This window comes from Pseudomonas sp. ZT5P21 (assembly GCF_054897785.1).
Genome location: NZ_CM142705.1, coordinates 808,704 through 828,056, shown reverse-complemented (window position 1 = coordinate 828,056; position 19,353 = coordinate 808,704). Strand labels below are relative to the sequence as shown.

The window sequence follows — 19,353 nt, the reverse complement described above, 5'->3', positions numbered from 1 at the left end:
CGGTCTTTTTACTTATCGGCACTGATCAGGCTAAATAGCCGCGCCTGATCGCCCACTCAACCGGATCTCTCCCATGTCCCGACAACGGCTCGCAATTGCCTGGATAGCCTGCTTCGCAGTGCTGTTCAACATGCTCGCCATGCCGATGACCGGAGCGATGGCGCAGACGGCGAAATCGCCGGCAGAACAGCTATTGTGGGGCAGTTTCTGTTCGTCCACTGGCACGAAAATGGTGGCGATTTCTCTGGGGGCGCTTGAACAGAAAGCTCCACAGAACCACGATCATTCCAACATGCAGCATTGCTGGTGCTGTTCCGGCTCAGCACCACTGGTGGCGTTGCCCGGGCATGTGCCGCAGTTGTATTTCGCGCGTTTCGAAGCCAATCGAAGCCTGCCCGCCGCCTCTCTCGACACCCCCACTCCGCATCAGCAATGGCCGAGTCTCAACCCCCGTGCTTCCCCTCTGGTGTGATTCCTTCTCGCAATTGACCTGCGTTTTGAATCGTTCCGGAGAACTGCCATGTTGAACAAACTTATCGTTCTGGCTGCGTTGCTGCTGCCTGCCTGCTTTGCCAATGCCCATGAATACAAGGCTGGGGAGCTGGAGATCGCTCATCCGTGGTCGCAAGAATTACCGCCTAACGCACCGACGGTCGCGGCGTATTTCGTGATTCACAACAGCGGTAAAACGGCTGACAAGTTGCTCAGCGTCGACTCGCCGATTGCCGGCATTGCTCAATTGCATGAGCACGTGATGCAGAACGATTTGATGAAAATGCACCAGGTGCCGAGCGTCGAAATCCCGGCCGGTGGCGACGTTACGTTCGCACCGATGGCCTATCACGTCATGCTGCTGGAACTGAAAGACCGCAACCTGCTGAACGATGGCAATCGTTTCCCGCTGACGATGCATTTCGAGAAGTCCGGTAACGTGACCGTCGAGGTCACGGTGCAGAAAACGGCGCCGGACGGCATGCAAGCACATGCGCACACACCGTAATCGCCAGAGCTGAATACGCCCATGCGCCCGCTTAGCACCAGGTCATCCGCCTCCCGCCGTCAGCCCTTGAGCCTGAACCGCGGTAGCTGGATCAGCCTGTTCGCCATGTTGATGATCTTCATCGGCCCGCTGATTTCTCAGTCAATGCCGATGGATCAGCGCGCCTCCGCGATAAAAGTTTCCATGGGCATGTCGATGGACATGCCCATGGACATGCCGGCCATGGAGCACGGCGACCATGGCGCGCAAGCCGCCGCCGAACACTGCCCACCCAAGGCGTCTCATCACGCAATTTGGGAAAAATGCGGGTATTGCAGCCTGCTGTTCAATTGCCCGGCGCTGACGGGTGGCCAGTCCTTCGTAGCATTCGATCCACCAAAAACCAGCACCTTCAGCACCCCTCCCACACGCCTGGGCCACGCCCGGCAAACCTTCTTTCCCGGCGCCCGCACCCGCGCACCGCCCATCGTCGCGTAAACACCACCCGATCTCACACGGTCTTGGAACTGCTACCGCAACCTGTGTGGGAGCGGGCTTGCTCGCGAAAGCGGTGTGTCATTCAGCATTAATGTCGACTGATACACCGCATTCGCGAGCAAGCCCGCTCCCACAGGGAATACGCAGGCTGCCGGCCGTGTCGTTTACGACTGTTCGATGGAAATTGTCATGTCCAGGTTTTCTGCTGACACACGCTTGAGCGCTGCCCAGGCTACTTTTGCCCTGAACGAAACGCGCGTTCGTTTCAGGCACGCCACTGCCGTTCTTTGCGGCGCACTGCTGACCCCTATGGTGTTGGCCGACGAACATGCCGGCCACACTGAAGAACTGAGCCCGACGGTGATCACTGCCATCGCGCCGAGTTCACCGCTGACCATCGTCACCAACCCGAAGGACCCGCGCCAACCGGTGCCGGCCAGTGACGGTGGCGATTACCTGAAGACCATTCCCGGCTTCGCCCTGGTGCGTAACGGCGGCACCAACGGTGATCCGGTCCTGCGCGGCATGTTCGGCTCACGGCTGAACATCCTCACCAACGGCGGCATGATGCTAGGCGCCTGCCCTGGCCGGATGGACGCACCGACCTCCTACATCTCTCCGGAAACCTACGACAGGCTCACCGTCATCAAAGGCCCGCAATCCGTGCTGTGGGGACCGGGTGCATCGGCCGGCACCATCTTGTTCGACCGTGAGCCGGAAAGTTTTGGCGAACTCGGGACACGAGTGAATGCCAGCGTGTTGGTTGGTTCCAACGGCCGTTTCGACAAAGTGGTGGATGCTGCCGCGGGTGGCCCGTCGGGTTACGTACGCGTGATCGGCAACACCGCGCATTCCGACGACTACCGCGACGGCAACAACGACACCGTGGCGTCGCGCTACGAAAAGTGGAACGGTGACGTCGCCGTTGGCTGGACCCCGGATGCCGACACGCTTCTGGAACTCACTGCGGGCAAAGGCGATGGCGAAGCCCGTTACGCAGGACGCGGCATGGACGGTTCACAGTTCTTGCGCGAAAGCCTGGGCCTGCGCTTCGAAAAATCCAGCATCGGCGACGTGCTGGACAAGATCGAAGCACAGATCTACTACAACTACGCCGATCACGTGATGGACAACTACACGCTGCGCACGCCGTCCGGCACCGGGATGATGGCCGGCCCGATGGCGTCCAACGTTGACCGCCGCACCCTCGGTGCACGGATCAAAGCCACCTGGCGCTGGGCCGATGTGCAGTTGATCAGCGGCATCGACGCGCAGACCAACGAACATCGCGAACGCAGCAGCATGGGCATCGACACCTACAAGAACCTGCCATACACCAAGGACGCCGATTTCCATAACTACGGTGTGTTCAGCGAACTGACCTGGTACGCCGCCGACCGTGACCGGCTGATCACCGGTGCGCGACTGGACCGCGCTTCGGCCAAAGACTTCCGGCAAACCACCGGCTCGGGAATGATGACCAGCCCTAACCCGACCGCCGACGATACCCGCGCCGACACCCTGCCAAGCGGCTTCATCCGCTACGAGCACGACCTGGAGGACAGCCCGACCACGTTGTATGCAGGCCTCGGGCATACCCAGCGGTTCCCCGATTACTGGGAACTGTTCTCGCCCGACTCGGGCCCCGTCGGCTCGGTGAACGCCTTCGATTCGATCAAGCCCGAGAAAACCACCCAGTTCGACTTCGGCCTGCAATACAAGACCGCGGACCTCGAAGCCTGGGCCTCGGGTTACGTCGGGCAGGTGCGCGATTACATCCTGTTCAACTACACGACCGGAATGATGGGCATGAGCTCGCAGGCCGAGAACATCGACGCGCGGATCATGGGCGGTGAACTCGGTGCGGCTTACAAGCTGACGTCGAACTGGAAAGCCGATGCGACCCTGGCCTATGCCTGGGGCAAGAACAGCAGCGAAGGCAACGCATTGCCGCAAATGCCGCCGCTGGACGCACGTTTCGGCCTGACCTACAGCACAGACATGTGGAGCGCCGGTGCCTTGTGGCGGGTGGTCGCGGCGCAAAACCGCATCGACCAGAACAAGGGCAACGTGGTCGGCAAGGACTTCGACAAGACCTCGGGGTTTGGCGTTTTCTCGCTTAATGGTGCGTACCGGATCAACAAGAACTGGAAGGTCAGCAGCGGCGTCGACAACCTGTTTGGCAAGGCTTACGCCGAGCACTTGAACCTGGCCGGCAACGCCGGTTTTGGCTACCCGGCCAATGACCCGCAGGCCATTAAGGAACCGGGGCGCACGCTCTGGACCAAGGTGGATATGAGCTTTTAAAAACTTAGCCCTGTAGGAGCGAGCTTGCTCGCGATGGTCGTTAACGATAACGCGACCAGCCTGAATGAACGCGGTGTCTTCGAGTTCTTCGTCGGAACGCCGCCCGGAGCAAGCGCGCTCCTACAAGGAACCAGACAACAACAAAGACCCAAGCCAAGCGGAGCACAACCAATGAAACAGCCCAAACCGAATTTCTACAACCTGGCCTGGCGCTGGCATTTCTATGCCGGTCTGTTCGTCGCGCCATTTATGGTGATGCTGGCGATAACCGGCGTCATCTACCTGTTCAAACCGCAACTCGATCCGTTGATGTATGGCAGCCTGATGAACGTCCCGGCCGGTCACCACAGCGTCCCGGCCGACGACCTGCTCAAGCGGGTAAAAGAGGCTTATCCACACGCCACGATCAAGCAATACCTGCCGCCGATCAACGCTGAACGCAGCGCGCAGTTTGTCGTGCTCATTGCCGGCAATGAGCTGAATGTATTCGTCGATCCCTTTCACGGCGACATCCTCGGCGAGCAAGACGCGAAGAAGAATCTGCAAGCCGTTGCCCGTGCGATTCACGGTGAATTGATGATCGGCACGGTCGGAGATCGGCTGATCGAACTGGCCGCCGGTTGGGGCATTGTGCTGGTGGTCTCGGGCGTGTTTTTGTGGTGGCCACGCGGCCAGGCCGCCGGCATCTTGTGGCCGCGCCTGAGCAGTCGCGGTCGCGTGCTGTGGCGCGACCTGCATGCCGTCACCGGCTTTTGGGGTGCCGCGCTTCTGCTGGTGATGCTGCTGAGCGGCATGACCTGGACCGGGTTCTGGGGCAAGCAATACGCCGGCGTCTGGAACGTGTTCCCGGCTGCGATGTGGGACAACGTGCCGACCTCTGACGTCGAGGCCCGCAGCCTCAACACTGCCACCCGCCAGACCGTGCCTTGGGCGATGGAAAACACACCGATGCCGATGTCCGGTGACCACGCCGAACACATGACCCACGGCGCCCCGCAAGCCGGCCCTGCAGCACCGACCATCAGCCTGCAAGACGTGCAGAACATCGCCGAACAGCGCAAGGTCGAGCCGGGTTACAGCATTACGTTCCCGACCACGGCCACCGGCGTTTTCACCATCGCAGTGTTCGCCGACGACCCGCGCAACGACGCCACCCTGCATGTCGATCAGTACACCGCAAACGTCCTCGCCGATGTGCGCTTCGAGCAATACGGCACCGTCGCCCGCGCCACGGAAATCGGCGTGATGTTGCACGAAGGCAAGATGTTCGGTGTGGTCAACCAGATCATCGTGCTGCTGATCTGCCTGATGATTCTGCTCAGTGCCGTCAGCGGCGTGGTGATCTGGTGGAAGCGTCGCCCGCAAGGCAAGTTCGGTGTTCCACCGCTGCGCCATGACTTGCCGACATGGAAAACCGGCGTGACGATCATGCTGGTGCTGGCAGTGGCGTTTCCGTTGGTGGGCGCTTCGTTGGTGGTGGTCTGGCTGCTGGATCGAGTGCTGCTGACACGCCTGAACCGGCAAGCTGAGCCTGATTCGGCGGCTTGAATGATGACCTGACTCAGGGTCAGTGTTTTCGCTGACCCTGTTCAGGTTGATCGACTCAACAGGGCCCGATCTGTAACTCGCCGTCACAGTTGCGGAGGTTTAACAACTCGGCTTTCTCGATATCCCGGGACAGATTAGGCGTACCGCCCCCGTACCAGTTTTTGCAAGTGAGCGTGATTCGACACTCGCCGTTCTGAAGATCGACGAGCATCGGTGTGATCTGCTCCGGCGCGGCCGCACGGACGTAGGCTTTACAGCTTTGGCTGACCGGATTCTGCTGCCAGATGCTGAGGCAATCCTGTTCTGCCATGAGCGCTGCGCAGTACCAGAAAACTAAAGAGCCAATCGTTCTGGTGGCGTTTGATACCCGCACGGTGGGCGCTCCCTTTTTAATCTCGACAAGGTCCGAAACTAAAACCGCCAGATTTTTCGATCTACTGTCAGAAGTGATAGTTCGCTATACCGTCTGGCGATTAAAAACCTGTTAAACAAAAAAACTGAATTGTCCTCATCTTCATAATGAAACGGGCGAGATGCGCGAGGCAGAGGGTTCTGTAAACTTCGCGCCTTTAAACGAACTCTTCAGGCTGCTCAGGGCCCCTTCGCGAGCAAGCCCGCTCCCACAGGTTTTGCGCAATCCCTGTGGGAGCGAAGGCGCTATCAGCATCCCCGCACATCTCAGAGCACATGCATGACCTCGCTGAACCTCACACACCTCGCGTGGACACCTCTGGGCCACGGCCACTGTCATCACCAGTTCCAGCTGCGTGATGCCTCCCTGTACGTGGCCGCCGGTGAGTTCGTCGGGTTGATCGGCCCCAACGGCAGTGGCAAGACCAGCCTGCTGAGGTGTGCTTATCGCTTCAGCAAACCGCAGAACGGTGAGGTCCGTCTCGACCACCATAACGTCTGGAACCAATCCTCCCGCTGGTGCGCGCAACGCATCGCCGTGGTGTTGCAGGAATTCCCCGATGCCTTCGGCCTGACCGTCGACGAAGTGGTCGCCATGGGTCGCACACCGCACAAAGGTCTGTTCGACGGCGACACGCAGGAGGACCGAACCCTTGCGACACATGCATTGGAATCGGTCGGATTGAAAGGCTTCGAAGACCACGCTTTCGCCACCCTCTCCGGCGGTGAAAAGCAACGGGTAATTCTCGCCCGCGCCTTGGCTCAGCAACCGCAAGTGCTGATCCTCGACGAGCCCACCAATCACCTTGATCCACGCTACCAGCTGGAGTTGCTGCAACGGGTCAAGCGCCTGAAGATCGGCACACTGGCCAGCATCCATGACCTTAATCTTGCCGCCGCTTTCTGCGACCGGCTGTACGTGCTCAATCACGGCCGAATCGTCGCCAGCGGCACAGCAAAAGAAGTCCTGACCGCCTCACTGCTGCACGATGTGTTCGGCGTCCAAGCGCTGATCGATGAACACCCTTTGCACGGCTACCCACGAATCACCTGGATAACCCAACCATGACTTTGCGTTCCCTGCTGTGCGTCGCGCTGTTGCTGGGCAGTGCCCAAGCGTTTGCCGAGCCCACGAAATATCCGCTGAAAATCCAGAGTTGCAACCGCGAAGTAACGTTCAAGCGAGCACCGACACACGCGGTCAGTCACGACATCAACATGACCCAAATGATGCTCGCCCTCGGACTCAAAACGAGTATGGCGGGCTACAGCGGCGTCACCGGGTGGAAGTCGGTCACGCCCGACATGCAGACCCTCCTCGACGGCTTGCCGGAACTGGCGGCCAAGTACCCATCAGTTGAATCCCTGCTCAATGCCAATGTCGATTTCTTCTTCGCCGGCTGGGATTACGGCATGCGCGTGGGGGGTGATCTTACGCCGCAGACGCTGCAGCCGCTGGGCATCAACGTCTACGAGCTCACCGAGTCCTGCGCCTTCGTCATGAAGCGTCCACCGGCCAGCCTGGAAGACACCTACAACGACCTGCGCAACCTCGGCAAAATCTTCGACGTGCAGGACCGTGCCAATGCCTTGATCGCGCAGATGCAGGCGCAAGTCGCCGAAGTGCGCAAGGATCTGCCCGCCCATAAACCTCGTGTGTTCCTTTATGACAGTGGTGAAGACCGCGCCATGACCTCCGGCCGCCTCGGCATGCCGCAAGCGCTGATCGCCGCGGCGGGTGGGCGCAACATCCTGGATGACATCGACGCGAGCTGGACCCGCGTGAACTGGGAAAACGTGGTCGAACGCAATCCACAGGTGATCGTGATCGTCGATTACGGCGAAGTCACCGCCGAACAGAAGGAGCAATTCCTGCTGAACAACAAGGCGCTGCAATCAGTGGACGCGATCAAAAATCAGCGCTTCATTGTGATCCCGTATGTGCAGGCCACGCCGGGCATCGATAACGTGCTGGCAGTCGAAACCCTGGCCAAGGGTTTCCACGGCGAATGATTAATCGTCGCTACGCATTGTTGCTGATCGCCCTCGGCGCGCTGTTGCTGGTGTCGTGCGTGGTGTCGCTGGGCTTCGGCCCGGCGCGGGTGCCAGTGGACGTGGTGTGGAGGATTCTGCTGCACAAGGCGTTCGGTATCGGCGACGTGAGCTGGACGGCGGGACAGGAACATATCGTATGGTTGATCCGCATGCCGCGCATGGTGCTCGGCGCGCTGGTGGGCGCTGGCCTTGCATTGATCGGCGCGGTGCTGCAAGCGGTGACGCGCAATCCGTTGGCTGATCCGCATTTGCTCGGGGTGACGTCCGGCGCAACGCTTGGCGCAGTGATCGTGGTGCTGCATCTCGGTGAAATCGTCGGCCTGCTGACGTTGCCAATCGCGGCATTTATCGGCGCGTTGCTGAGCATGCTGATCGTGCTGATGATCGCCAACCGCAACGGTCGACTGGACAGTGATCGACTGCTGTTGTGCGGTGTGGCGGTGTCGTTCGTGATGATGGCGATCGCTAACCTGTTGCTGTTTCTCGGTGATCACCGCGCCAGTTCGGCGGTGATGTTCTGGATGCTTGGCGGGCTCGGACTGGCACGCTGGGAATTGCTCGCGGTGCCCGCTGCCAGCGTGTTGCTCGGGCTGGTTTTGCTTTCCGGCATGGCGCGACCGTTGAATGCATTGATGGCGGGTGAACAGACAGCGGTGACGCTTGGCTTGAACGCTCGCACCGTGCGCCTGCAGGTGTTTTTGATTGCGTCGCTGATGACTGGGGTGCTGGTGTCCATCAGCGGGTCAATTGGTTTCGTCGGGTTGATGGTGCCGCACATTGCACGACGGTTGGTTGGAGCTGAACACCGCCGGCTTCTTCCCGTTTGCGTACTGTTGGGCAGCGTTTTTCTCGTCTGGGTCGATGTCGCGGCGCGCACGCTGATCGCTCCCGAAGATTTGCCCATCGGCGTCGCCACCGCCGCAATCGGCGGCCTGTTCTTCATCGGCCTGATGCGCCGCCGCTGATCCCTGTAGGAGCGAGCTTGCTCGCGATGGTGTATCAGTCGACATCACATTGGCTGACACACCATCGCGAGCAAGCTCGCTCCTACAGTAACGGGTGCCAAGTGTTAGAAATGGGCAGCCTGTCTTCGCCCCAATGTGGCGCACCTCGCCGCACCAGCGCATCCTTCGCGATCCCTCATGGTGCGCACCACCAACCACACAACCGCTCTGATACGACATTTCCCTGCCTTTTTCCGACTGGGCACAGCCCTTGCAAAACAGCCTTCAGTAGTCCGCATCTGCCAACCAAGAAAATTCATAAGTTCATGGAGATCGCACAATGAAGCGTCGCAGCTTGATCAAGGCTTTTACACTTTCGGCAAGCATTGCCGCGATGGGCATGACCTGGACGGTCCAGGCCGCCGAGACCATCAAGGTCGGGATTCTGCATTCGTTGTCCGGCACCATGGCGATCTCCGAAACGTCGCTCAAGGACATGGCGTTGATGACCATCGACGAGATCAACGCCAAGGGCGGCGTGAACGGCAAGCTGCTGGAACCGGTGGTGGTCGACCCGGCGTCGAACTGGCCGCTGTTCGCGGAAAAGGGCCGTCAGTTGCTGACTCAGGACAAGGTTGCCGTGGTGTTCGGTTGCTGGACGTCGGTGTCGCGTAAATCGGTATTGCCGGTGTTCGAAGAGCTCAATGGACTGCTGTTCTACCCGGTGCAGTACGAGGGCGAGGAGATGTCGCCGAACGTGTTCTACACTGGCGCCGCGCCGAACCAGCAGGCGATCCCGGCGGTGGAATACCTGATGAGCGAAGAAGGCGGCAGCGCCAAGCGTTACTTCCTGCTCGGCACCGACTATGTCTACCCGCGCACCACCAACAAAATCCTGCGCTCGTTCCTGCACGCCAAAGGTGTGGCAGACAAGGACATCGAGGAGGTCTACACCCCGTTCGGCCACAGCGACTATCAAACCATCGTGGCCAACATCAAAAAATTCTCCGCCGGTGGCAAGACAGCGGTTATCTCCACCGTCAATGGCGATTCCAACGTGCCGTTCTATAAAGAGCTGGCCAACCAAGGCCTGAAAGCCACCGACGTTCCGGTCGTGGCGTTCTCGGTCGGTGAAGAAGAACTGCGCGGCATCGATACCAAGCCGCTGGTGGGCAACCTCGCGGCGTGGAACTACTTTGAGTCGGTGGAGAACCCGGCGAACAAGAAATTCGTCGCCGACTGGAAAGCCTATGCCAAGAAACACAACCTGCCAGGCGCCGATAAAGCCGTGACCAATGACCCGATGGAAGCCACGTATGTCGGCATCCACATGTGGGCGCAAGCGGCGGAGAAAGCCAAGTCCACCGACGTCGACAAAGTCCGCGAAGCCCTCGCTGGCCAGACCTTTGCCGCGCCGTCCGGCTACACCCTGACCATGGACAAGACCAACCACCACCTGCACAAACCGGTGATGATCGGCGAGATTCAAGCGGACGGTCAGTTCAACGTGGTGTGGCAGACCGAAGGCCCGATCCGTGCCCAGCCGTGGAGCCCATACATCTCGGGTAACGACAAGAAGCCGGATTATGCGGTGAAGAGCAACTAAGCCACTGGGTGCCGGCCTCAGTACCTGAGGCCGGCACAAATTCCTGTGGGAGCGGGCTTGCTCGCGAAGACGGCGGCACATCAACAATCAATGTGGCTGACACACCGCTTTCGCGAGCAAGCCCGCTCCCACATTAGTCCGTGCAAGGCGACTCTCTATGTCCACTGCCCTTTACCGTTGGATTCTCGTGTGCCTGCTAGTGCTGCCGATAGCCGCGCACGCCGGCGACGCCGAAGACTTCGTCGCCGCCAATCCCGTACAGCAAGCCAAGCTTCTCGAATCCTGGGCCGCGCAGCCCGACCCAGCCCGCATCGAACTGATCAACGCCCTGCAACAAGGCGAGTTGACCGTCGATGGCCAACCCAAAACCCTGCGCCTGAACAACCGCCTGCGGGGTCTGATTGACACCGCGCTGGCCAGCCACCAATTGCTCGCCACCGACGCCAACCTCCGTCTGGCCGCCGCGCAGCAACTGCAGAAAAGCGCCAAACCGGCACAGCTGAAATTCCTCGACCAGCAGTTGGCGGGTGAACAAGACGAAAGCGTTCATGGGGCGTTGAGCCTGGCGCTGGCCAATCTGCAACTGGTGGACACCGACCCGGCCGTGCGCCTCGCCGCTGTGCGTCTGCTCGGTGAAACCGGCGATCCACTGGCGCGCACACGCCTCGAAAGCCTGTTGCAACCGGGTGTCGAAGCCGACGCCGCCGTGCGCACCGCCGCCGAAACCAGCCTCGCTCAAGTCAAACGCAAGCTGTTGATTGGCGAGATGCTCGGTCAGGCCTTCAGCGGCATGTCGCTGGGCTCGATTTTGCTACTCGCAGCATTGGGACTTGCGATCACTTTCGGCCTGCTCGGCGTGATCAACATGGCCCACGGCGAGATGCTGATGCTCGGTGCCTACTCGACGTATGTGGTGCAGTTGATGGTCCAGCGCTTCGCGCCACAGGCCATCGAGTTCTATCCGCTGATCGCATTACCCGTGGCGTTTTTTGTCACCGCCGCGATCGGCATGGCACTGGAGCGCACGGTGATTCGCCACCTCTACGGCCGCCCGCTGGAAACCCTGCTCGCAACGTGGGGCATCAGCCTGATGTTGATTCAGCTGGTGCGCCTGGTGTTCGGTGCGCAGAACGTTGAAGTGGCCAACCCCGCGTGGCTATCGGGCGGGATTCAGGTGCTGCCGAATCTGGTGCTGCCCTACAACCGCATCGTCATCATCGCGTTCGCTCTGTTTGTGGTGGTGCTGACCTGGCTTCTGCTGAACAAAACGCGCCTGGGCCTGAACGTGCGTGCCGTCACTCAGAATCGCAACATGGCGGCCTGCTGCGGCGTGCCGACCGGCCGTGTCGACATGCTCGCGTTCGGCCTCGGCTCGGGCATTGCCGGTCTCGGCGGCGTGGCGCTCAGCCAAATTGGCAACGTCGGCCCGGACCTCGGTCAGAGCTACATCATCGACTCCTTCCTGGTGGTGGTGCTCGGTGGTGTCGGTCAGTTGGCCGGTAGCGTGTTCGCCGCGTTCGGTCTGGGCATCGCCAACAAGATTCTCGAGCCGCAGATCGGTGCGGTGCTCGGCAAGATCCTGATCCTCGCGCTGATCATTCTGTTCATCCAGAAACGTCCGCAAGGTCTCTTCGCACTGAAAGGACGGGTGATCGACTGATGAACCAGCCCCTGATGCTCAAGGCCACGCAAAAGGCCGGACCGACAATCACCCTTGCTGTCGGCGCGGTGATCCTCGTTCTGCTGCTGGCGTTGCCGCTGTTGTCGTTGTTATCTCCGGACAGCGCGTTTCACGTCTCGGCTTACACGCTGACCCTGGTGGGCAAGATTCTTTGCTATGCCATCGTCGCCCTCGCGCTGGATCTGGTTTGGGGTTACGCCGGCCTGTTGTCTCTGGGACACGGCCTGTTCTTCGCCCTCGGCGGTTATGCGATGGGCATGTACCTGATGCGCCAGGCCTCGGGTGACGGCTTGCCGGCGTTCATGACCTTCCTGTCGTGGACCGAGTTGCCGTGGTACTGGACCGGTACCAGCAGCTTTCTTTGGTCGATGTGTCTGGTGGTATTGGCGCCTGGATTGCTGGCGCTGGTATTCGGGTTTTTCGCCTTTCGTTCGCGAATCAAAGGCGTGTATTTCTCGATCATGACCCAGGCCCTGACTTTCGCCGGGATGCTCCTGTTCTTTCGCAACGAAACCGGGTTTGGCGGCAATAACGGCTTCACCAACTTCCGCACCATTCTCGGATTTGGCATCACTGAGCCGGGGACACGTGCAGTGCTGTTTTTCGCCACGGTGCTGTTGCTGCTAACGAGTCTGTTCATCGGCTGGCGCCTGGCGCAAAGCAAATTCGGCCGTGTGCTGACAGCGCTGCGCGATGCGGAAAACCGGCTGATGTTCTGCGGCTACGACCCTCGGGGTTTCAAGCTGTTTGTCTGGGTCTTGAGCGCGGTGTTGTGCGGTCTCGCTGGCGCGCTGTATGTGCCGCAAGTCGGGATCATCAACCCGAGCGAAATGTCGCCGACCAACTCCATCGAAGCCGCGGTCTGGGTAGCGCTGGGTGGTCGCGGCACGCTGATCGGGCCGCTGCTCGGCGCCGGTGTGGTCAACGGCATGAAGAGCTGGTTCACCGTGGCGTTCCCGGAATACTGGCTGTTCTTCCTTGGCGCGTTGTTCATCGTCGTGACCTTGTACCTGCCCAAAGGCGTGATCGGCCTGCTGAAGAAAAGGGGTGACCAATGAGAGTGACTGCCACGGCTGAATTCATGCTCGAGCCGGCCTTCTATCCACCGCAGCCCAACAAGGACGCCGGCAGCAGCCGCGACGCCATTGGCCTCGGCCAACGGGTCGGCCCCGGCCTGAACACTCGCCACGGCACCATCCTGACCCTGGAAGACATCAGCGTCAGCTTCGATGGCTTCAAGGCGCTGAACGATCTGAATCTGTACATCGGCGTCGGCGAATTGCGCTGCATCATCGGCCCCAACGGCGCGGGCAAGACCACGCTGATGGACGTGATCACCGGCAAGACGCGCCCGAGTCACGGCATGGCCTGGTTCGGTGAAACCCTTGATCTGACACAGATGAGCGAAGTGCAGATCGCTCAGGCTGGCATCGGACGCAAGTTCCAGAAGCCAACGGTGTTCGAAGCGCTGAGCGTTTTCGAAAACCTGGAACTGGCGCAGAAAACCGACAAGTCGGTGTGGGCCAGCCTGCGGGCTCGTCTGACGGGCGAACAGAAAGATCGCATCAGCGAAGTGCTGGAGACCATCCGCCTGACCACCTCGGTCAATCGCCCGGCAGGCTTGCTTTCCCACGGTCAGAAGCAGTTTCTGGAGATCGGCATGTTGCTGATGCAAGACCCGCAACTGCTACTGCTCGACGAACCGGTGGCGGGCATGACCGACGCCGAAACCGAATTCACCGCCGAGCTGTTCAAAAGCCTGGCGGGCAAGCATTCGCTGATGGTGGTGGAGCACGACATGGGTTTTGTCGGCTCCATCGCCGACCACGTCACCGTGTTGCATCAGGGCAGCGTGCTGGCCGAAGGGTCGCTGGAGCAGGTGCAGGATAACGAGCGGGTGATTGAGGTTTATCTGGGACGATGATTGCTCTTTGTAGGAGCGAGCTTGCTCGCGATGGAAGTTAACGATGACGCGGGCTGCCTGAACGAACGCGTCGATCTCAGGCTCTTCGCGAGCAAGCTCGCTCCTACAGTGGATTTGAGGGGAATTTTAGAATGCTGCACGTCGACAAGCTGCACCAGTACTACGGCGGTAGCCACATCCTGCGGGGCCTGACGTTTGACGTGAAGGTCGGTGAAGTCACCTGCTTGCTCGGGCGCAATGGCGTGGGCAAAACCACCCTGCTCAAATGCCTGATGGGTTTGCTGCCGGCCAAAGAAGGCGCGGTGAACTGGGAAGGCAAGCCGATCACCACGTTCAAGCCACACCAGCGGGTGCATGCCGGGATCGCTTACGTACCTCAGGGTCGCGAGATCTTCGGGCGGCTGACCGTGGAAGAAAATCTGCTGATGGGCCTGTCGCGATTTCCCGGCAGTGAAGCAAAGGAAGTCCCGGCGTTCATCTACGAGCTGTTTCCGGTGTTACTGCAAATGAAGCAACGCCGTGGCGGTGACCTGTCCGGTGGTCAGCAACAGCAGTTGGCAATTGGCCGCGCCCTGGCGAGTCGTCCACGGTTGCTGATTCTCGACGAACCCACGGAAGGCATCCAGCCGTCGGTGATCAAGGAGATCGGCGCGGTGATCAAAAAACTCGCGGCGCGCGGTGACATGGCGATTTTGCTGGTGGAGCAGTTCTATGATTTTGCCGCCGAACTGGCCGATCAATACCTGGTGATGTCACGCGGCGAGATCGTGCAGCAGGGTCGCGGAGAAAACATGGAAGCCGAGGGTGTACGCGGTCTGGTTACAATCTAATCTGTAGCGTCCTGACGATAATTAGAAGATATGAATTTACCACTTTCAACTGCGCTGTTTACTCCCAGCTGGCACGCCGAGCTGGAACTGGGTTATGCCCGATTTGGTGACAGCACGCGCCCGGTTCAACGGCGACACAAAGGTCCGTTGCGGGTGCAAAAGCATTTGTACGCCGAAGGCCCCGAGGTCTGCCAGCACATCATCGTGCACCCGCCCGGCGGTATTGCGGGCGGTGATCGGCTGGATATCTCGGCCAGTGTTGGTCGCGAGGCATGGGCGCAAATTACCAGCCCCGGCGCTGCCAAGTGGTATCGCGCCGCAGGTCCGGCGTATCAGAAACTTGAGCTGCACGTGGCCGCCGGCGGGACACTGGAGTGGCTGCCGCAAGAGACGATTATCTTCAGCGCCGCCCAGGCCGAGCTCAGCACCTCCATTGATCTGGAAGGCGATGCGCGGCTGTTCTACTGGGATGTCGTAGCACTCGGTCGCCCGGCCAGTGGCGAGCGTTTTGACCTCGGGCATTTTCAGGCGCAGCTGGATATCCGCCGCGACGGCCAGTTGCTCTGGCACGAACGCCAGCGCATTGTCGGGAATGACGGGTTGCTCGATTCGCCGATCGGGCTGGACGGGCAACCGGTGTTTGCGACGTTGTTGGTGACCGGACAGATTGATAGTGATTTGCTGGAAAAATGCCGCTCGTTGAGCAATGAGGTACGCGGGGATCTGACGCAGTTGCCGGGATTGCTCGTCGCCCGTTGCCTGGCCACTGAAGCGCTGTTGGCGCGGGGCTGGCTGATTGAGTTGTGGCGGTTGCTCAGGCCAGCGTTATTAGGCCGGGAAGCCGTCCCACCGAGAATATGGAGCACCTGAAACGCGATTTACATGTGGGAGCGGGTTTGCTCGCTCCCACAGGGAATGCGTTCGCAAGATTCGAATTTTTAATCTGCCCAGATGGATTTCTACGATGGACCTGACCCCACGCGAAAAAGACAAGCTGCTGATCTTCACCGCCGGCCTCGTGGCCGAACGGCGTTTGGCGCGCGGCGTGAAACTCAATTACCCGGAAGCCATGGCCTACATCTCCGCGGCGCTGCTTGAAGGTGCGCGGGACGGTCGGACTGTGGCCGAGCTGATGCACTTCGGCACCACCCTGCTCAGCCGCGAACAAGTGATGGAAGGCATCCCGGAGATGATTCCGGAGATCCAGGTCGAAGCCACGTTTCCCGACGGCACCAAACTGGTCACCGTCCACCAACCGATCGCCTGAGGCCACGCCATGACTTATCACATTCGCGATGCGGTGCCTGCTGACCTGCCGGCGATCCGCGACATCTACAACGACGCCGTGCTCAACACCACGGCGATCTGGAACGAACAGGCCGTGGACCTGGGCAACCGCCAGGCCTGGTTTAGCACCCGACAGGTCCAGGGCTATCCGATCCTGGTGATCGTCGACGGTGATAACAGCGTACTCGGCTACGCTTCATTTGGTGACTGGCGACCATTCGATGGTTTCCGTCATACCGTGGAGCATTCGGTCTACGTGCGCAGCGACCAGCGCGGCAATGGTCTGGGGCCGCAATTGATGGACGAACTCATCGAGCGCGCCAAAGGCTGCGACAAGCATGTGATGGTTGCTGCCATCGAAAGCGGCAATGCAGCTTCCATCCGCCTGCATGAACGGGCCGGTTTCGTGACCACCGGGCAAATGCCTCAGGTGGGCACCAAGTTCGGCCGCTGGCTGGACCTGACCTTTATGCAACTGACCCTCAATCCTGGCGTCGAACCGCCGCCCGCCAGCAAGGAGTAACGCCCGATGAATGCAGCCCAATTGCGCCGCGTCAATGTTGAAAGCTTTGCGCACTATCGTCAGGGTTTGATTGATCTGCTGCTCGACGCCGTCGGCTATGGCGCCAGCGTCGGCTTCATGGCTGACCTGGATGCGACTCAGGCACGCGCCCATTTCGATGAAGTCCAGGACAACCTGAACAAGGGCAACGTGCTGCTGTGGGTGGTGGTCAAGGACGAACAGGTGCAGGCCAGCGTGCAACTGACCCTGTGCCAGAAAGCCAATGGGCTGAACCGCGCCGAAGTGCAGAAACTGCTGGTGCGTGAACACGCGCGCCGCCGAGGGCTGGGTCAGCAGTTGATGAACGCTCTGGAACAAGCCGCGCTCCAGCACAAGCGCGGCATGCTTTACCTCGACACCGAAGCCGGCTCCCCAGCCGAGGATTTCTACAAGGCGCTGGGTTACACCCGCGCCGGTGAAATCCCCGACTACGCCTGCGACCCGAGCGGCCGGTACAAACCGACCGCCCTCTACTACAAGATTCTCCAGGGAGCTCATTGATGATTCCCGGTGAATTTCAGATACAGCCCGGCGACATCGAACTCAACGTCGGCCGCCGCACCGTCAGCCTGAAAGTGGCCAACAGCGGCGACCGGCCGATTCAGGTCGGATCGCACTACCACTTTTTCGAAACCAACGACGCCCTCACCTTCGACCGCACCGCCAGCCGCGGCATGCGCCTGAACATCCCCGCCGGCACCGCCGTGCGCTTCGAACCGGGGCAGAGCCGCGAGGTCGAGCTGGTGGATTTGGCCGGGCATCGTCGGGTGTTCGGGTTTGCCGGCAGGATCATGGGCGATCTCGACTGACACCACCCCTGTGGCGAGGGGATTTATCCCCGTTCGGCCGCGTAGCGGTCGTAAACCTGCCACCTCGGTTTTATTTGCAATAACTCATTGGCTGGATGGCGGGTGCTTCGCACCCGAACGGGGATAAATCCCCTCGCCACAATAAATTTGTGCAAGGAATTGCGATGAAGATCTCCCGTCAGGCCTACGCCGACATGTTCGGCCCTACCGTCGGCGACAAGGTCCGCCTGGCCGACACCGAGCTGTGGATCGAGGTGGAAAAAGACTTCACCACCTACGGCGAAGAAGTGAAATTCGGCGGTGGCAAAGTCATTCGTGACGGCCAGGGCCAGAGCCAGTTACTGGCTGCGGAAGTGGTCGACACGGTGATCACCAACGCGCTGATCATCGACCACTGGGGCATCGTCAAGGCCGACGTTGGCCTCAAGGATGGGCGCGTCGCCGGTATCGGCAAGGCGGGCAACCCGGACGTGCAACCGAACGTGACCATCGCCATCGGCGCCAGCACCGAAGTGATTGCGGGCGAAGGCATGATCCTCACCGCCGGCGGCATCGACACGCACATCCATTTCATTTGCCCGCAGCAGATCGAAGAAGCCCTGATGAGCGGCGTCACCACCATGATCGGCGGCGGCACCGGGCCGGCCACCGGCACCAACGCCACCACCTGCACTTCAGGACCGTGGCATCTGGCGCGGATGCTTCAAGCGGCGGACGCGTTCCCAATGAACATCGGCCTGACTGGCAAGGGCAACGCCAGCCTGCCGGAGCCGTTGATCGAACAGGTCAAGGCCGGCGCCATCGGTCTGAAGTTGCACGAGGACTGGGGCACCACCCCTGCGAGCATCGACAATTGCCTGAGCGTCGCTGACCGGTTTGACGTGCAGGTCGCCATCCACACCGACACCCTCAACGAGTCCGGCTTCGTCGAAACCACCCTCGCCGCGTTCAAGGGCCGCACCATCCACACCTATCACACCGAAGGCGCGGGCGGCGGTCATGCGCCGGACATCATCAAGGCCTGCGGCTTTGCCAACGTGCTGCCGAGTTCCACCAACCCGACCCGGCCCTTCACCCGCAACACCATCGACGAACACCTCGACATGCTGATGGTCTGCCACCACCTTGACCCGAGCATTGCCGAAGACGTGGCCTTCGCCGAAAGCCGCATCCGCCGCGAGACGATCGCCGCCGAAGACATCCTCCACGACCTCGGCGCGTTCTCGATGATCAGCTCCGACAGCCAGGCCATGGGCCGGGTCGGTGAAGTGATCACGCGCACCTGGCAGACCGCCGACAAGATGAAAAGACAGCGCGGACCGTTGCCCGGTGATGGCGCCGGCAACGATAACTTCCGCGCCAAACGCTACATCGCCAAGTACACGATCAACCCGGCGATTACCCATGGCATCAGCCACGAAGTCGGTTCGGTCGAAGTCGGGAAATGGGCGGATCTGGTGCTCTGGCGTCCGGCATTTTTCGGCGTCAAACCGACGCTGATCCTCAAGGGCGGCGCCATCGCAGCCAGCCTGATGGGCGACGCCAATGCCTCAATCCCGACACCGCAACCGGTGCATTACCGTCCGATGTTCGCCAGTTACGGCGGCTCGCTGCACGCCACCAGCCTGACGTTTATCAGCCAGGCGGCGCAGACCGAAGGATTGCCCGAAAAGTTGGGGCTGAAGAAAAAAATCGCCGTGGTCAAAGGTTGCCGCGAGGTGCAGAAAACCGACTTGATCCACAACGATTACCTGCCGAACATCGACGTCGATCCGCAGACGTATCAGGTCAAGGCTGACGGTATGTTGTTGTGGTGCGAACCGGCAGAAACGTTGCCGATGGCGCAGCGTTACTTTCTGTTCTGAGGACATGCCAGCCTCCACCGCCGCGCACAGCGGTGGAGGCCTGGGTT

Annotated in this window: 20 protein-coding genes; 19 read left to right on the top strand and 1 reads right to left on the bottom strand. The window is 60.5% G+C overall.

From position 1 onward, the window contains the following. Positions 1-73: 73 nt before the first annotated feature. From ACYZT9_RS03735 to ACYZT9_RS03715, 5 genes are all read left to right on the top strand, one after another. Positions 74-472 (top strand): DUF2946 domain-containing protein, encoded by a 399-nt coding sequence (locus ACYZT9_RS03735; RefSeq protein WP_462008628.1) that lies wholly within the window; start codon positions 74-76, stop codon positions 470-472. 48 nt (positions 473-520) lie between these two features. Next, positions 521-1,000: a copper chaperone PCu(A)C gene (locus tag ACYZT9_RS03730; protein WP_462008627.1), complete on the top strand. Its 480-nt coding sequence runs from the start codon at positions 521-523 to the stop codon at positions 998-1,000. A gap of 21 nt (positions 1,001-1,021) precedes the next feature. Continuing rightward, positions 1,022-1,477, top strand: coding sequence for a DUF2946 domain-containing protein (locus ACYZT9_RS03725; RefSeq protein ID WP_462008626.1), 456 nt, complete (start codon positions 1,022-1,024; stop codon positions 1,475-1,477). Positions 1,478-1,666: 189 nt separating this feature from the next. Beyond that, positions 1,667-3,784, top strand: a complete 2,118-nt coding sequence (locus tag ACYZT9_RS03720) for a TonB-dependent copper receptor (protein WP_462008625.1) — start codon at positions 1,667-1,669, stop codon at positions 3,782-3,784. 171 nt (positions 3,785-3,955) lie between these two features. Continuing rightward, positions 3,956-5,332 (top strand): PepSY-associated TM helix domain-containing protein, encoded by a 1,377-nt coding sequence (locus ACYZT9_RS03715; RefSeq protein ID WP_462008624.1) that lies wholly within the window; start codon positions 3,956-3,958, stop codon positions 5,330-5,332. A gap of 55 nt (positions 5,333-5,387) precedes the next feature. Here the strand turns inward: ACYZT9_RS03715 and ACYZT9_RS03710 are convergent, their stop codons facing one another. Next, positions 5,388-5,642 carry a hypothetical protein gene (locus ACYZT9_RS03710; protein WP_462008623.1) on the bottom strand — a complete coding sequence of 85 codons (255 nt, stop codon included), beginning with the start codon at positions 5,640-5,642 and terminating at the stop codon, positions 5,388-5,390. Between the two features lie 381 nt (positions 5,643-6,023). Here ACYZT9_RS03710 and ACYZT9_RS03705 point away from each other — a divergent pair, with 381 nt between their 5' ends. The 14 genes from ACYZT9_RS03705 to ureC all read left to right on the top strand — a co-directional run bounded on the left by ACYZT9_RS03705 (position 6,024) and on the right by ureC (position 19,306). Then, entirely contained in the window at positions 6,024-6,812 is a 789-nt protein-coding gene (locus ACYZT9_RS03705; RefSeq protein WP_462008622.1) for an ABC transporter ATP-binding protein, read from the top strand. Then, positions 6,809-7,756, top strand: a complete 948-nt coding sequence (locus ACYZT9_RS03700) for an ABC transporter substrate-binding protein (RefSeq protein WP_462008621.1) — start codon at positions 6,809-6,811, stop codon at positions 7,754-7,756. The genes ACYZT9_RS03705 and ACYZT9_RS03700 overlap by 4 nt, the downstream gene beginning before the upstream one ends. Further along, positions 7,753-8,763 (top strand): FecCD family ABC transporter permease, encoded by a 1,011-nt coding sequence (locus ACYZT9_RS03695; RefSeq protein ID WP_462008620.1) that lies wholly within the window; start codon positions 7,753-7,755, stop codon positions 8,761-8,763. The genes ACYZT9_RS03700 and ACYZT9_RS03695 overlap by 4 nt, the downstream gene beginning before the upstream one ends. A gap of 319 nt (positions 8,764-9,082) precedes the next feature. After that, positions 9,083-10,348 carry an urea ABC transporter substrate-binding protein gene (gene urtA, locus ACYZT9_RS03690; protein WP_462008619.1) on the top strand — a complete coding sequence of 422 codons (1,266 nt, stop codon included), beginning with the start codon at positions 9,083-9,085 and terminating at the stop codon, positions 10,346-10,348. A gap of 157 nt (positions 10,349-10,505) precedes the next feature. Further along, positions 10,506-12,008 (top strand): urea ABC transporter permease subunit UrtB, encoded by a 1,503-nt coding sequence (gene urtB, locus ACYZT9_RS03685; protein ID WP_462008618.1) that lies wholly within the window; start codon positions 10,506-10,508, stop codon positions 12,006-12,008. Continuing rightward, a complete protein-coding gene (gene urtC / locus ACYZT9_RS03680) occupies positions 12,008-13,087 on the top strand; it encodes an urea ABC transporter permease subunit UrtC (RefSeq protein WP_462008617.1) in 1,080 nt (359 codons plus the stop codon). Before urtB ends, urtC begins: the two co-directional genes overlap by 1 nt. After that, positions 13,084-13,953 carry an urea ABC transporter ATP-binding protein UrtD gene (gene urtD, locus ACYZT9_RS03675; protein WP_462008616.1) on the top strand — a complete coding sequence of 290 codons (870 nt, stop codon included), beginning with the start codon at positions 13,084-13,086 and terminating at the stop codon, positions 13,951-13,953. Before urtC ends, urtD begins: the two co-directional genes overlap by 4 nt. 131 nt (positions 13,954-14,084) lie before the next feature. After that, positions 14,085-14,783, top strand: coding sequence for an urea ABC transporter ATP-binding subunit UrtE (gene urtE / locus ACYZT9_RS03670; protein WP_462008615.1), 699 nt, complete (start codon positions 14,085-14,087; stop codon positions 14,781-14,783). A 30-nt stretch (positions 14,784-14,813) separates the two neighbouring features. After that, complete coding sequence (locus tag ACYZT9_RS03665; protein ID WP_462008614.1) at positions 14,814-15,653, top strand: urease accessory protein UreD; 840 nt, start codon at positions 14,814-14,816, stop codon at positions 15,651-15,653. Positions 15,654-15,747: 94 nt separating this feature from the next. Then, positions 15,748-16,050: an urease subunit gamma gene (gene ureA, locus ACYZT9_RS03660; protein ID WP_033055605.1), complete on the top strand. Its 303-nt coding sequence runs from the start codon at positions 15,748-15,750 to the stop codon at positions 16,048-16,050. Positions 16,051-16,059: 9 nt separating this feature from the next. Then, positions 16,060-16,593, top strand: a complete 534-nt coding sequence (locus tag ACYZT9_RS03655) for a GNAT family N-acetyltransferase (protein ID WP_462008613.1) — start codon at positions 16,060-16,062, stop codon at positions 16,591-16,593. Between the two features lie 6 nt (positions 16,594-16,599). Further along, positions 16,600-17,133 carry a GNAT family N-acetyltransferase gene (locus ACYZT9_RS03650; protein ID WP_462008612.1) on the top strand — a complete coding sequence of 178 codons (534 nt, stop codon included), beginning with the start codon at positions 16,600-16,602 and terminating at the stop codon, positions 17,131-17,133. Beyond that, positions 17,133-17,441, top strand: a complete 309-nt coding sequence (locus ACYZT9_RS03645) for an urease subunit beta (protein WP_462008611.1) — start codon at positions 17,133-17,135, stop codon at positions 17,439-17,441. Before ACYZT9_RS03650 ends, ACYZT9_RS03645 begins: the two co-directional genes overlap by 1 nt. Before the next feature lie 164 nt (positions 17,442-17,605). Beyond that, on the top strand, positions 17,606-19,306 hold the full coding sequence (gene ureC, locus ACYZT9_RS03640; protein WP_462008610.1) for an urease subunit alpha: 1,701 nt from the start codon (positions 17,606-17,608) through the stop codon (positions 19,304-19,306). Positions 19,307-19,353 lie beyond the last annotated feature (47 nt).